Genomic DNA, 14,705 nt, shown 5'->3' on the forward strand with positions numbered 1-14,705 from the left:
TAAGTGAAAGATAGACATAATATTATATAACTTTTGAATGGATGGGAAAAACGTGAAAGAAAAAAAATTAGATTTGATTGCTTTAGCTTCTATTCCTTTGGTAATGACTTTAGGAAATTCGATGTTAATACCGATATTGCCCATTATCGAAAAGAAAATAGGTATTACACCTTTTCAATCCAGCTTGATTATTACCGTCTATTCGATTGTAGCAATCCTGTTAATACCAATAGCAGGCTATCTATCAGATAAAATAGGTCGCAAAAAAGTTATTGTGCCAAGTCTAATTATTACAGGGATAGGGGGACTCGTTTCTGCATTTGCTGCTTGGAAACTGGAAAATCCATTTATGATCATCTTAATCGGACGATTTTTGCAAGGTATCGGAGCTGCTGGTGCTTTTCCAGTCGTAATACCAACTGTAGGCGATATGTTTAAAGATGAAAAAGATGTAAGTGCAGGATTAGGTTTAATTGAAACCTCGAATACATTCGGCAAAGTGCTTAGTCCAATTATTGGTGCGTGGTTGGCTATTTTTATCTGGTTTTTACCTTTTGTTTTTATTCCGATTTTTTCAGCGATTGCTGTTGTCATGGTGTTATTTATGGTGAAGAGTCCGAAAGAACAAAAAACAAAAAAACAAACGTTCAAAGAATTTTTGCAATTTATTAAACAAGTATTTCATGATAATGGTAGATGGTTAACTACCACCTTTGTAATCGGCTGTATCAATATGTTTGTCCTATTTGGATTCTTATTTCACTTTTCGACGCTATTAGAGAAACAATATGATAAAGAAGGGATTATAAAAGGATTAATCCTCGCCATACCATTATTATTCTTATGTATTGCTTCCTATGCAGCAGGAAAGAAAATTGGTGAAAATAAAGTGGTTATGAAATGGGTCATCCTTGCTGGAAATGTGATAGCAACAGCGCCACTGCTATTTGTGAAAACAGATATAAGTTTGATTTATATATCCGTATTGTTGTCGATTGCAGGAATTGGTATTGGTATTTCTTTACCTACCTTAGATGCTATGATTACGGAAGGGATCGAAAAGGATGTACGTGGAACAGTGACATCGTTATATAGTAGTATGCGTTTTTTAGGTGTAGCTGCAGGGCCACCTGTAATTGCCATTTTAATGAATAACAATGAAGATTGGATGTATTTTTTTCTAGCTGGTATTGGAGGAGTAGCTATTTTAATAACGTTATTTGCAATTAAGCCAGAGGCGAACGAAGCTAATTAACTTATAAAGGGGCTGTTGCACAATCAAGAATTTAGATTGTGCAACAGTTTTTTTGTGAAGACAAAAAAAGCAGACCACAAAGGGCCTGCTTTCGTGTATTATTAACTTATGACCAATAAACTAATAACACAAACTCAGTATACGCAACCATCGACAAATTATCAACTATATCTGCCGATGGATCTGGAAGTAATGATTCCATTAGATGATTCGGTCCGACTCCATTGCCTCTTATGTGAAAGGATGGATTACAGAGAATTACTACAGGCATACTCTCCAAAAGGGAGAAAACCGGTAGTCGATCCAGTCATTTTATTTAAGATCATTACGTACGCGGCTTCCCAAAAAATCACGTCTTCACGCGCCATTGAAAAGGCGTGTCGTCGGGACATTCATTTTCATTGGCTTCTCCAAGGGTATCCCGCTCCTGACCATGCGACCATCAGTCGATTCAAGAAAAAATACCTAACAGATGACGTGATGGCAAAGCTCTTTTTCCAACAAATCGAGTGGCTCTACCAACAAGAAGTGATTACCGGAGAAACCGTCTATATTGATGGTACCAAAATCGAAGCCTATGCTAATCGGTATTCCTTTGTATGGAAAAAGGCCATCACCAAATATGAAACGAACATGTACGTGAAATGGCAAACACTCCTAGAACAGATCAATACAACTTACTGTAAAATGTTCCACACTTCTTATGAGACATTTCATAAGGATTTAAAAAAGGTTCTTGCCTTCCTAGAAGAACGACAGGAAGAAGAACAAATCGTGTTTGTTTATGGTAAAGGGAAAAGAAAAACCGTCCTTCAACGATACCATGAACAAGTAAAGGACATGCTTCAACGCAAAAAGCAATATGACGTTTCCCAGCAGATTATGGGAGAAAAACGGAACAGTTATTCCAAAACAGACCATGATGCCACGTTTATGCGAATGAAAGACGATCATATGAGAAACGGACAACTCAAACCAGCTTACAATGTCCAAGCTGCCGTGGATGCAGAATTCATCGTGGGGATCGATGCTTTTTCAGATCGTAACGACACGACGACATTGATTCCGCTACTTCGCTATCTAAAGGAACATCTCCCTTTCACCTATCGCCATATCGTCGCGGATTCCGGATACGAAAGCGAAGAAAATTATGTGTATTTAGAGAAGCAGGAGCAGACGGCCTATATCAAGCCACAAAATCATGAACGAAAGAAAAAAGCTTCGTTCCAAAAGGAAATCAAACACCGAGAAAATATGGCTTACGACAAAAGCACCGATACGTACACGTGCGCAAATGACAAGCAGTTACATGCGATTCGAAACTATACACGAACCTCGCAGACAGGCTACCAATCTTTGGTAACCGTCTACGAATGTGAAGACTGCACAGGTTGTCCACTTAAGGAGAAATGTACAAAAGCGAAAGGTAATCGACAACTACACGTAGCAAAGCAATTTCTTGCGTTCCGAGAAACAGCGCAAGAAAATATTCAAACAGAAACAGGCACGCTCTATCGCATGAATCGTTCCATACAAGTAGAAGGAACTTTTGGTGTCATAAAGGAAGATTATCATTTGAAAAAGTTTCATTCAAGAGGAATAAACAATGTGCGAAATGAGTTAATGATTCTGGCATTTGGTTATAATCTCAATAAAATACATACAAAAATTCAATCGAACCGTATCCGTCTCTATTACCATCCATTAAAGACAGCTTAAAAATTTTTGAAAAAGTGGAGGCTTATTTAAGTGTGTCAAAAACCGTTCTATTATCCTATTATTACCAAACAACCCAACCGAAATAAAAAGGATCGACCTTAAATACACAATCCAATGGAAAAAAGAGCTGTCGTCTAATGCATACTCTGCATTTTGCGACAGCCCCTTTATTCTTATTTGACAAGAAAGTATAAGAATTCGCAGATGTCTAGCTCCGAGCACCTAGAAACTAGGCGAATTCACGAATTGTCCTACGATAAAGAAGACTTGCCGATTGGTGAAACCAAAGGCTTAGTCGCACTTATGCCTTCAGGTGAAAGTCATCATCGGTTCGTAAACTCACCGTGATTCCTTTATCTCAGACGATTCTGAAGTCGCTACGTTTCTAAGCAGGCGCTCTGCGCTTTTCTTAGTGTTGTGTAGGTATTTTGGTGTGCAAGGGAGGAGTGATAAGCCATCCTTTTTCTTTATTTAATCGCAACATTTTTGCACCTGCCTGCGCTTGGTTCATATGGAATTGTCCAAAGAGCATGGCAATATCTTCACGTCCACTTTGACCCATAATTGCGCTGCATGCTACCAAGCTTTTCGCTATGTTGGCAGATATAGTAGCACTTATTTCAGGGTCATTAAACTTTGCTCCCACTGGAATATCTTCTAATGTAGCATAAGAACGTTCAGGTGGGGATGGCGGTAAAGCAATACCATTCACTTTTAATATTTCTTCAATTCGTTCACTTTCCTGTTTTATTAAAGAAATACCATCCTCTAATTGCTTTTTCAAATCGTGATCACCACTATGATTTAAAAATGTTTGATAGGCAGCATAATTGCCTTTTGCTACTAACAGATAGGACCAAATGCTAAACACTTCACCGTAATGTAATGGTTGTTTTTTTGGGTCTCCTGATAAAATTCCCATGTTATACTCTCCTCCTTTTTTTATCTTTTTTAGTGTTTGTTAAAATTTTGTAAGTATTCATTAAAAGTATAGAAACCAACCATGGAGAAATGCTAGAAGATGGAGGAGAGTATTATGAATAGTTTAATTGTCAAATTAGTACATGTTCCATTAGTGCTGTTTATAGCGATAAACGTCTCTAATCATATTCAATATGAGATAGTATGGCAACCTGTATTCATTATTTTATTATTGATCGGAAGTGGCTTATTATTAGAATATATTGTATTAAAAAATAATCTGTTTTGGTTTAGTGTGATATTGGATTTTTTAGCATCATTTATTATACTTTACTTTATTTCAAACATGCTGGAAGGTGCTTATATTTCATTCGTGGTATCGTTAGTGTTATCTGCTATATTAACGTTGGTGGAATATTTTCTTCACCGATATTTATTTAAAAGTCGGCATGTGAATTAGCATAAGGAACAAAGCGTATTGTTCACACTTTGTCCCTACTCGATATTATAAAATTATCACAATGCTAACAAAGAGATAAACACTTTATTTCATTTCAGCAAAGGCTTGATCGATACATTTTACCGTTTCTTTAATATCTTCTTCCGTATGAGAAATGGTTAAAAACCATGCTTCATATTTGGATGGTGCCAAATTGATACCTTGTTTCAACATTAATTTAAAAAACTGTCCGAACTTTTCACCGTCAGATGCTTCCGCTTGTGCATAATTGGTGATTTTTTCAGAACCAAAATATAAAGTAAGAGCTCCTTTTAGGCGATTAACTGTTATTTTGATTCCGTGCTTTTCAGCAGCTTCCAACATGCCTTTTTCAAGCATGGCACCTAACTGATCTAACTTCTCATAGACACCGTCTTCTGCTAATACTTCCAGACAGGCAATTCCGGCAGACATTGAAGCAGGATTTCCTGCCATTGTGCCAGCCTGGTAAGCAGGGCCAAGTGGGGCAACTTGCTCCATAATCTCCTTTTTACCACCATAGGCCCCGATCGGTAATCCTCCACCAATGATTTTTCCGAGCGCAGTCATATCTGGTTTGACACCAACGATTTTTTGCGCGGATCCATAGGTGAAACGGAATGCGGTAATTACCTCATCATAAATCACAAGCGCACCTGCTTCGTGTGTAAGATCGTTGACTTCCTGTAAAAAGCCCTCTACAGGTTCGACAATTCCAAAGTTACCAACAATCGGTTCCACTAATACGGCAGCGATTTGATCTCCCCATTGATCCAACGCTTCCCGGAAAGCTTCTTTATCATTAAAAGGGACAGTAATTACTTCTTTCGCAGTTGCTTTCGTAACCCCAGCTGAATCGGGATTACCTAATGTCGCTGGACCAGAGCCCGCTTGAACTAACACAGCATCAAAATGACCATGATAACAACCGGCAAATTTGATCACTTTTTCCCGACCGGTATAGGCACGAGCGACACGAATCGTCGTCATCACCGCTTCGGTTCCTGAGTTAACAAAGCGGACCTTATCCATCGAAGGAATCGCTTCTTTTAATTTTTGGGCAAAAATATTTTCAAGTTTTGTCGGCGTTCCGTATAAAACACCAGTTTCTGCGGCCTTCTGAATCGCTTTTGTTATATGAGGGTGAGCGTGCCCAGTAATAATCGGACCATAAGCACCGAGAAAGTCGATATATTTATTACCATCTACATCCCAAAAATAGGCGCCTTTTCCTCTTTCCATATAAACTGGCGATCCTCCGCCTACTCCTTTATACGCACGTGAAGGCGAATTAACCCCACCTACAATATGCTCCTGTGCTTCTTTATGTAAAGCTTCTGACTTTGTAAATTGCATAAAAAATACCTCCATGATAGAAAATGCTTCAGTATGATCCTCAATAACAAGAACCTTACAACATTATAGCATTTTCCATCATAGAGGGAAAAATGGCTTACATCACTTGCTTCATTTTAGAAATGTATAAGCCTCTAATAAAAAAGAAATAGATGGCATAAACCAAGAAATAACAACTGATTAAGCTGACACTTGGTAAAATAATAGAAGACTGCAACATATTTTGTAATGCCTTAAATGCGAAGCTCGCATGAATCACGGCTACAGTAAATGGTATGAAAAATAAGTATGCTACCTGTTTTGTCGCTACCTTTTTCATTTCTTTCACCGTTAAGCCGATCCGGTATAGCGCTTTGTATTGTGCCACATCTTTATCAAGATCCTGGTATAATTTGAAATAAAGAATTGATCCAGCGGCTAAGAAAAATAGCACACTAATAAATAAACCAAAGAATAACGCGTGAGATAACGAATTTTTCATCAACAAATAGAAATCAGCACTAGCATCTCTTCCAGAAATAATTTCACGGTCCACTGTTGTCATACTTTCGACAATTGCCTCTGCGTTTTGTGTCCAATTATCGATCGAAAAGACAACCGTTCGATAACGCTCATTCGCTTGTGCTTGAGATGCGAATTTCTCATATAATTGATCGGATATCACTCCAGAATAGGTAGTATGTCTATTGGTTGCGAACACAGCCTCCGTTGTTTGAACGGCTACTTGTTGTTGATTGTTCTCAGAACTCATCTCAATCGTTTCCGGGAAATTCATATCAGCAGGTAAAACCACATTTGGTAGCATAACGAAAATTTCGTCATCAGCTGGTGCTTTTGTTACCTCTGTTCCATTCAACTCTGCTAACGTTTTGTAGTCTGAATATGAAATCATGTCAAGCCATTTCTCATTGCCATCCTCGGTAAACATCGCCTGTGTGCGATCGATCGTGACTGTTGTATAATTAATGTTTTCTTCATCCAGATGATCGGTTACTTTTTGCACTTCTCCATCCATCTTACTAATATTTCCTTCGCCTTTACTTAATAATGTCATATCTTGAGGTACAAATGCAGTAGCCTCTGTTTCAGCGCTTTTTAATGCTCCAAATAAAACCCCTGAAGCAGTGAAAGCAACGGCACTCAATATCGTCACAAAGAATAATAAACGGGCATGGTCCTTTAATTTATAACTTAGTTCCGAAATTGTTAAAAGGTTCGTCTGTTTAAAATAGAGTGACTTTCGTTTCTTTAACAAATTCATAAAGGCTACTGAGAATTGTGTATATAACAAATAAGTTCCAGGGACAATCAAACCAATGATTGGTAACATTCTCATGAAAATGTTATATAATTCAGCGGTCCAGGCGATATAATAGGCTGCCCCCACTAAGCCAAGACCAATAATACTTAAAATCCAGGAAAATCGAGGTACTCGTTTCGGTGCACGAGCTCCGCGGAACAAATCGATCACTGCATTTGTACGTAATGTCCACACCACAAACAACGAATTAACTTCAAACATAATAAAATACCCGATTACGGTCAGCAAGATAGCTTTAGGTGCGATATAGAATCCTAATGAACCATCCAAACCTAAAATTTGAGAAAAGCCCATAATAAATAAATTGGCAAACAAAATCCCGACCAACACACCTGCTACAATGGAGACAATCGCGATAATCGTATTTTCAATAATTAATAAGCGGTTCAGTTGCCCTTTACTAATCCCTAATGTCATCAATAATCCATATTCTTTTTTGCGGGATTTAACAAAAGCTCCTGTTGAATACATCACAAACAAAAAGGAGAAAGCGAAAATAATAATTTCGGCCGCTATTATCCCGCGTTGTACCGTCTCACGAAATTCGTGCCCTTCGATTTCCGGGTGAAACATAATTACGGCATAAATAAAGAAGACCGCAACCGAGAACATACAACTAAAGAAATAACTCATATATTGCCTGGAATTTCGCTTTACATTATTAAACGCGAACTGTCTGAAGGTCATCGTTATCTCCTCCTAGCATCGACTGTACGTTTAAGATCTCTTGGAAAAAGGTTTGGCGATTATCCCCTTTATTTAATTGGTTAAATATTTTGCCATCTTTGATAAATAAGATGCGCTCACAGAAACTCGCAGCGAATGGGTCGTGCGATACCATTAGCGTTGTTGCTTCCTTTTCACGGTTTAAATGAGCGAGAGCCTCCATTACTTGTCGAGAAGCCTTTGAATCTAAATTTCCTGTCGGTTCATCTGCAAAAATAATTGCTGGTTCATGGATTATTGCCCGGGCAATAGCGGCACGTTGCATTTGACCACCGGAAACTTCAAAACTTCGGTTTCGTAAGATTGTGTCGATACTTAGCTGATTGGCGACATGCGCTAATTTATTTTCCATATCTTTTACCTTCCAACCATCTAACGTTAACGGCAGCATTATATTTTCGGCAATCGTTAATGTATCTAATAAATTAAAATCCTGAAATATAAAACCCATTTCTCTCCGTCTGAATTTTGCAAGTTTTCCTTTTGAAAGACGAGTGATTTCTTCGTCATTAATCGTCAATGTGCCTGCAGATAGGCGATCAATCGTCGATAGCATGTTTAACAGGGTGGTTTTACCACTACCAGAAGGTCCCATTACCCCAACAAATTCTCCTTTTTCTATTGAAAGCGAAATGTTATCAATCGCTTTGTGCTCAATCCCGCGTTTACTTCCATATACTTTTGAAATGTTTGTTGCCTGTAAAAGGCTCATATTTCGTTCATCCCTTTCTTGATTGAATACTATGCTTCTATTATAGAGCCTGATTTGTCGATTACATATTGATTATTCTTTCAAAATAAAAAAGAAATCTTACATTTTTGTAAGATTTCAGTTAGGAAGGATTAAATTCGATCGAAATCGTTGTTCCTTTTTCAACTTCTGAGGTGACCTCAAGCTTATGTTCTAAGGAATTACAAATCTGTTTTGCCAAAAATAATCCCATACCAGTCGACTCACGATAATGCCTGCCATTTTCTCCGGTGAAAAAGGGATCGAATATTCGTGTCAGATCCTGCTTTGGAATCCCAATACCTTGATCACTAATGCTTAAATTGACCGCACCGTACCATATATCAGTAGAAAAGGTAATATGACTATTTGTTTGACTCGCATACTTAATCGCATTATTGATAATTTGCTCTAAGACAAAACCAAGCCATTTTTGATCAGAATATACATATAAATCCTGATCGATTTCTACTTTAGGATAAACTTTATTTCGAATAAAGCTTGATTTATATTCTTGAATGAGAGAACGGACAAGTTCCTTCAGATAAATCTTTTCTACATGGAAGTCCCTCTCAAACTGTTGGAGCCGAGATTGATATAAAGCTAGCTGTAGTCCATGTTTGATTCGATCCAACTCTTCCTCCATTGATTGTTTGAGATGGTTGGGAAGGTTTTGTTGTTCTTTTTCTAATGTTAATCCCAAGACTGATAACGGTGTTTTCATCTGATGGATCCATTGCTGCATAAAAATATTTTCTTGTCGCTTTTCGGCGTGGAGTTCTTCTACTTGCTGTTTATAGCTATGGTATTGTTTTTCGTAATGATCTTTTAACTGGCTGGTTAATTGATCAGGTGGTTCTGGTAACCAAGCGGATTCACTTTCTTCCTGTACTGTATAGTGATACGTATCTCGATATTTATTGTAACGGAAAATATGGTAGATGATCAGAAAGAAAGTAACGATCACAAGCATATATACTAAGTTGCTATTACTAATTGCTGCTCCATTGACACCACTAGCTAATCTAGCAACAATCATCACTAAGGCTATTTGTGAATAAAAGAAAAGAATCATTCCTATTTGATCTTTGAGATAAGCTTTCATCGATTAACTCTCCCATGTTTTCTCTAGTTTGTATCCTGCGCCACGAATGGTTTTGATCGGATTTTCGATACCAAGATCCAGAAGCTTTTTACGTAAGCGAGTGATATTGACACTTAAAGTATTATCATCGACAAAATCCTGGTCATCCCATAACCGCTCTAACAAAAACTCTCTTGATACAATTTGTCCTACTTGTGTTAAAAAGGCTTGTGCTAACAAACATTCTTTTTTGGTTAACAAGCTTTGCTGTTGTTGAAAGGATAATAGGAAAGTAGCAGGATCTAGACTTAACCCATCGACATCGATAACGGTTGACGTTTTATCTGTTCGATACTCTCCGTAAACTCTGCGCAACAAACTTTTAATTTTAGCTAAGACAACTTCTAATTGAAACGGTTTGGTTATGTAGTCATCTGCACCATTTTCGATTGCCATCACTTGATCCATGCCATTGTCTCTAGCAGAAATGAAAATAATCGGACAATTGCTGGCAGTACGAATTTTCCTGCACCAATAAAAACCATCAAATCTAGGTAAATTAATATCTAACAGGACAAGGTGTGGTTCAAACTCAGAAAATTCCTGATAGATCTGGTCAAAGTCTTCAACTGTTTTTAGCTGATAATCATATTTCCCTAAGAAATCTTCTAGAATATCTCGTATTTTTGGATCGTCTTCTACGATATAGATACGCATCATTTAGTCATCACTCCTACTTGTCCATCGTATACTAAAAATAGGGAAAAATAAATAAGAAAGAGCGGAGGAAACTCATGGTTGCTGTTATCTCGATTCTGCTCATTGTCGTCCTGTTATCTGGCAGTCTGTATGCTTTTATCTTTGGTAAAGCACATCAACGAAGTTATTTTTCATATGAAATTTTTTATACATTACTTGCCGTTTACTTAACAGTGCTAACTTCTTTTGCATGTTTGTATTTTGTACTGTCGTTTCAAGGTGTATTGCTGTTGGATGATGGAAAATTAAAAGAGCTTCCAGCATTCGAAACATTAGCACACTCCTTTTACTTTAGTGGTGTGACATTAATGACGGTAGGTTACGGCGATATTACACCAGTCGGATGGGGCCGGTTGTTAGCATTGATCGAAGCCTTGATTGGTTATATTTTACCACCAGCCTTTTTCTTGAAAATATGGCAGGGAAAAGGTGAAAGAGATGTATATTAGTTGAGAGTTGTCTTCATTTCATATACGCTAAAGGTAACAAATGATTGATGGAGGGATTTAATAATGACAGTCGAAGTAGGACAAGCAGTACAAGATTTCGAGCTAACGAACAATCAAGGTGAAACCGTAAAACTCTCTGATTATAAAGGTAAACATGTCGTACTTTACTTTTACCCGAAAGATGACACACCAGGATGTACAACAGAAGCATGTGATTTCCGTGACAATTACGAAAGCTTCCAAGACCTAAACGCTGTAATTTTAGGCGTAAGCCCTGACTCTGAAGAAAGCCATAAAAAATTCATCGACAAACACGATCTTCCATTCGAATTATTAGTAGATGAAGAAAAAGAAGTAGCAGAACAATTCGGTGTTTGGCAATTAAAGAACAAATTCGGTAAAGAATATATGGGAATTGTGCGCTCCACTTTTATTATCGATAAAGATGGTGTACTAAAGCAAGAATATCGCAATGTTCAAGTAAAAGGGCATGTTGAAAAAGCATTAAATTACATTCGTGAAGAGCTTTAAATAGAACGAAAAGTGTAAGCATTAGGAGTGCTTGCACTTTTTTTGCACGTTTGTAAAATTAAAATCTAAGTGTTTTTTCATAGAAAGGAATGGATTAGATGCGAATATATACAAGATCAGGTGATAAAGGAGAAACATCACTTATTTATGGACAACGCGTACCTAAAAGTCACATGCGTGTCGAAGCATATGGTACGTGTGATGAAGTAAATGCGGTGATTGGGCAGGCAATTAGTTACATCGAGCAAACGGAATTTCAAAACAAAGTAAAATTAATAGAAGAATTACATTATGTTCAGACGATTTTATTTCATGTAGGTTCAGAATTTGCCACACCAAAAGGCAAAGAAGTAACCTGGAAATTGGAGCAACGCCATATTGATCAACTGGAAGATCAGATAGACCAATGGCAAAAAAGTTTACCGGAATTACGAAATTTTATATTACCGTCAGGACATATCGCAGCAAGTTCTCTTCATCATGCACGAACGATCACAAGAAGAGCAGAGAGAATAGCGGTTAATTTACAAGAGGAATTAGGAGAATCATTAGCGATAAAATATTTAAATCGTTTATCTGATTATCTTTTTGTTGTGGCAAGGACAGTGAATCATCAATTAAAAGTGGATGAACTTAATCTTAAAGCGGATATTTAAGCGATCAAGCATAAAATCGTCTTGAACTCGTATACTTATATTGACAGAATAAGCATCTTAGGAGTACACTAATTATAAGAATTACAAAGTAATAATTGTGTTAATACTGTTTCAATTGTAAATAACAGTTGATACACATATGTTTATTACAATATAGTAGGAGAAAGTGAGGTGCATGACGGTGTCTGATCATATGCTGCAAGAAGCGGTGGATAAACTAAAATCTTCAGGCGTTCGAATTACACCACAACGTCATGCGGTGTTGGAGTTTTTATTAAATGCTGAGACTCACCCTACTGCTGATGATATTTATAAAGCGTTAGAAGGAAAATTTCCTAATATGAGTGTTGCAACCGTATATAATAATTTACGTGTCTTCCGAGAAATCGGCCTAGTTCGTGAATTAACGTATGGAGATTCTTCTAGTCGTTTTGATTGTAATACTTCAAAGCACTATCATATTATTTGTGAAAGTTGCGGAAAAATCGTTGACTTTCACTACCCAAGTCTTGATGAAGTGGAATCATTGGCAGAGCAAATTACAGGGTTTGATGTAAGTCATCATCGAATGGAAGTCTATGGTGTTTGCCAAGAATGCAAGAAAGACAAAAAACAAATCGTTTAAATATTTACACACGTCGCAAATTTGCACGTGTGTTTTTTATTGATTAATTATGGACTTCTAAAAAAACGCCGCTAATTAGTTAGCGACGTTTCCTTTTAGAATTATAACTTTCATCAAATTCTTTCCCCTCTAAGCTCTTGTCTAATGTTAAAGGTTCTTTGCAATGCATACATGCGTCAACTCGTCCTAGCATTTTAGTCGGCTTCTCACAATTTGGACAGATAATCTGGACAGCCCTTGTCGATAGTAAACCGATCCAAAAATAAACTACCGTACTAAACACAATAGATAAAGTCCCTAATACCATAAAAATCAGCATTAACCATTCAATATCTTTAAAGATTAACCCTACATACATAATAACGAACCCGATAAAAACTAATGCTAAAGCAAAGGTTCTAATTCGATTTATTTTATTTTTATATGTTATATCCGCCATACAACTTCCTCCAAAAACGTAATCTATTAATGAATGTAGTATAGCATATTTGTATTGGAATTGCTTGTCACGAAGTATATAGAGAAAAGCACTTATGTTTCTAATGGTGCTGATTTGGGTAAAAAGTAACAAAAGCAAAAAATGTGTTTTGAATTAGAGGGAATAGGCTATTTTTATCGAAATAATAATTATATGTATTTAGAGGGGGAGAAGCTATTGGAAGATTTATTACGTCCTATTTATCAAGAACGGGCAAGTAACCGAAATACATTAGGGATTTTAATCATGGAAAAAAAGAGAACGATTAGCCCTGAAACGGATAATTTTGATTCGATTTTATTAGTGATTGTTAAGGAATTAGAAGAAAAATGGCTAGTAAAACATTATGAATTTAAAGAACAATCAGCAGCACTCCATGTCATCGATTGTGATTTGTTACAAGAATGGATAGAAACAAGCACATACCGCAGAGCAGTCGAATGGATCATTAATGGAAGAATTATCTATGATCGTAATGAATATATTGCTCAACTGAAAGAAACACTTCGAATCTTTCCTCTAGAAAAACGAAAATTGCGTCTAGCAATAGAATTCTCAAAATTAACTAGAAGTTATAGTGAATCACGTAATCTATATGAAACTGGTCATTATCTGGATGCTTATAGCCGATTGTTACGTTCGTTACATTATTTAGGAAGAATCGCTATTTTAGAAAAAGGTTATCATCCCGAAGTAATGGTATGGAGTCAGGTGAAACGAATTGATCCAGAAGTATATAAGTTATATGAAGAACTCGTTCGGAGTACAGAAGAAACGAAAAAAAGAGTAGAATTAATGTTGCTTGCCATCGATTTTGCTATAAACAAACGAACGGATACATGTGCAGCACATTTAATTAATGTAATGAAGGAAAGTCAGGAACCATGGGGATTTGGTGAATTGAAGACACATCCTGATGTAGCTCCTTATAAGTATGATTTGGTTAGTATGGTGGAATATCTTGTTTCAAAAGAAATTATTGAAGTTATATTGGAAGAAACCAAAAGTGAAACAATACGTCACAGAAAGTATCAAGTAAATGATGCAAATAAGAAGTAGGAGCTATCCAGCTTCTGCTTTTTTTTATTTTTGAAAAAGGTGTCACCTATCTATTAGAATAGGCATATACTGCTTTTGTTGGTGAAATTAATTAATATTGAATTTGTTGTTGACACTATATTGCTAAACGTGGTATATTATTAATCGTCGCTGAAAACGACACACCAAAAAATATCATCTTAAAAACAACAAAATGAATGGAAAACTTCTTAAAGAAAAGTTGTTGACATCAACCGATGAGGATGATATGATATAAAAGCTGTCGCAAAAGACAGCAACATTGATCTTTGAAAACTGAACAAAACAACCAGTATGATAGAAACATGAAACAAGCCAGTTTGATAAACTGTGCGCAAGACAACTTTATTGAGAGTTTGATCTTGGCTCAGGACGAACGCTGGCGGCGTGCCTAATACATGCAAGTCGAGCGCGGGAAGCGAACGGAATCCTTCGGGAGGAAGTTCGTGGAACGAGCGGCGGACGGGTGAGTAACACGTGGGCAACCTACCTGTAAGACTGGGATAACCCCGGGAAACCGGGGCTAATACCGGCTTAAAG

The 14,705-nt window shown here is 37.0% G+C and carries 15 protein-coding genes and 1 rRNA gene; 9 read left to right on the top strand and 7 right to left on the bottom strand.

The genetic code is table 11. From position 1 onward, the window contains the following. Nucleotides 1-52: 52 nt before the first annotated feature. Complete coding sequence (locus BN3107_RS12300) at nt 53-1,255, top strand: MFS transporter (protein ID WP_082631292.1); 1,203 nt, start codon at nt 53-55, stop codon at nt 1,253-1,255. 108 nt (nt 1,256-1,363) lie between these two features. Continuing rightward, nucleotides 1,364-2,974, top strand: coding sequence for an IS1182 family transposase (locus BN3107_RS12305; protein WP_058306120.1), 1,611 nt, complete (start codon nt 1,364-1,366; stop codon nt 2,972-2,974). A 409-nt stretch (nt 2,975-3,383) separates the two neighbouring features. Here the strand turns inward: BN3107_RS12305 and BN3107_RS12310 are convergent, their stop codons facing one another. Further along, complete coding sequence (locus BN3107_RS12310; protein WP_058307919.1) at nt 3,384-3,896, bottom strand: DUF3231 family protein; 513 nt, start codon at nt 3,894-3,896, stop codon at nt 3,384-3,386. A gap of 114 nt (nt 3,897-4,010) precedes the next feature. Between BN3107_RS12310 and BN3107_RS12315 the strand changes: the two genes are divergently transcribed. Further along, a complete protein-coding gene (locus tag BN3107_RS12315; protein WP_058307920.1) occupies nt 4,011-4,355 on the top strand; it encodes a DUF2512 family protein in 345 nt (114 codons plus the stop codon). Between the two features lie 84 nt (nt 4,356-4,439). On the opposite strand, the gene BN3107_RS12320 is transcribed toward BN3107_RS12315, so the two are convergent. From BN3107_RS12320 to BN3107_RS12340, 5 genes are all read right to left on the bottom strand, one after another. After that, nucleotides 4,440-5,729: a glutamate-1-semialdehyde 2,1-aminomutase gene (locus BN3107_RS12320; protein WP_058307921.1), complete on the bottom strand. Its 1,290-nt coding sequence runs from the start codon at nt 5,727-5,729 to the stop codon at nt 4,440-4,442. A 97-nt stretch (nt 5,730-5,826) separates the two neighbouring features. Further along, on the bottom strand, nt 5,827-7,737 hold the full coding sequence (locus BN3107_RS12325; RefSeq protein WP_058307922.1) for an FtsX-like permease family protein: 1,911 nt from the start codon (nt 7,735-7,737) through the stop codon (nt 5,827-5,829). Then, nucleotides 7,712-8,488 carry an ABC transporter ATP-binding protein gene (locus tag BN3107_RS12330; protein WP_058307923.1) on the bottom strand — a complete coding sequence of 259 codons (777 nt, stop codon included), beginning with the start codon at nt 8,486-8,488 and terminating at the stop codon, nt 7,712-7,714. The genes BN3107_RS12325 and BN3107_RS12330 overlap by 26 nt, the downstream gene beginning before the upstream one ends. 121 nt (nt 8,489-8,609) lie before the next feature. Beyond that, nucleotides 8,610-9,611 (bottom strand): sensor histidine kinase, encoded by a 1,002-nt coding sequence (locus tag BN3107_RS12335; protein ID WP_058307924.1) that lies wholly within the window; start codon nt 9,609-9,611, stop codon nt 8,610-8,612. A 3-nt stretch (nt 9,612-9,614) separates the two neighbouring features. Beyond that, on the bottom strand, nt 9,615-10,310 hold the full coding sequence (locus BN3107_RS12340; RefSeq protein WP_058307925.1) for a response regulator transcription factor: 696 nt from the start codon (nt 10,308-10,310) through the stop codon (nt 9,615-9,617). Nucleotides 10,311-10,384: 74 nt separating this feature from the next. Between BN3107_RS12340 and BN3107_RS12345 the strand changes: the two genes are divergently transcribed. The 4 genes from BN3107_RS12345 to perR all read left to right on the top strand — a co-directional run bounded on the left by BN3107_RS12345 (nt 10,385) and on the right by perR (nt 12,610). Next, on the top strand, nt 10,385-10,798 hold the full coding sequence (locus BN3107_RS12345; protein WP_058307926.1) for a potassium channel family protein: 414 nt from the start codon (nt 10,385-10,387) through the stop codon (nt 10,796-10,798). Nucleotides 10,799-10,861: 63 nt separating this feature from the next. After that, a complete protein-coding gene (bcp, locus tag BN3107_RS12350; protein WP_058307927.1) occupies nt 10,862-11,329 on the top strand; it encodes a thioredoxin-dependent thiol peroxidase in 468 nt (155 codons plus the stop codon). A 98-nt stretch (nt 11,330-11,427) separates the two neighbouring features. After that, nucleotides 11,428-11,985: a cob(I)yrinic acid a,c-diamide adenosyltransferase gene (locus tag BN3107_RS12355; protein ID WP_058307928.1), complete on the top strand. Its 558-nt coding sequence runs from the start codon at nt 11,428-11,430 to the stop codon at nt 11,983-11,985. A gap of 175 nt (nt 11,986-12,160) precedes the next feature. Then, nucleotides 12,161-12,610, top strand: a complete 450-nt coding sequence (gene perR / locus BN3107_RS12360; RefSeq protein ID WP_058307929.1) for a peroxide-responsive transcriptional repressor PerR — start codon at nt 12,161-12,163, stop codon at nt 12,608-12,610. Between the two features lie 79 nt (nt 12,611-12,689). Here perR and BN3107_RS12365 read toward each other — a convergent pair whose 3' ends face one another. After that, nucleotides 12,690-13,049 carry a YgzB family protein gene (locus tag BN3107_RS12365; RefSeq protein WP_058307930.1) on the bottom strand — a complete coding sequence of 120 codons (360 nt, stop codon included), beginning with the start codon at nt 13,047-13,049 and terminating at the stop codon, nt 12,690-12,692. Nucleotides 13,050-13,265: 216 nt separating this feature from the next. Here BN3107_RS12365 and BN3107_RS12370 point away from each other — a divergent pair, with 216 nt between their 5' ends. Both BN3107_RS12370 and BN3107_RS12375 read left to right on the top strand, forming a co-directional pair. Next, nucleotides 13,266-14,147: a nucleotidyltransferase-like protein gene (locus BN3107_RS12370; protein ID WP_058307931.1), complete on the top strand. Its 882-nt coding sequence runs from the start codon at nt 13,266-13,268 to the stop codon at nt 14,145-14,147. A 362-nt stretch (nt 14,148-14,509) separates the two neighbouring features. Next, nucleotides 14,510-14,705, top strand: a 16S ribosomal RNA gene (locus tag BN3107_RS12375); the annotation flags it as partial.

The organism is Gracilibacillus massiliensis (assembly GCF_001458115.1).
Lineage (GTDB): Bacteria > Bacillota > Bacilli > Bacillales > Amphibacillaceae > Gracilibacillus > Gracilibacillus massiliensis.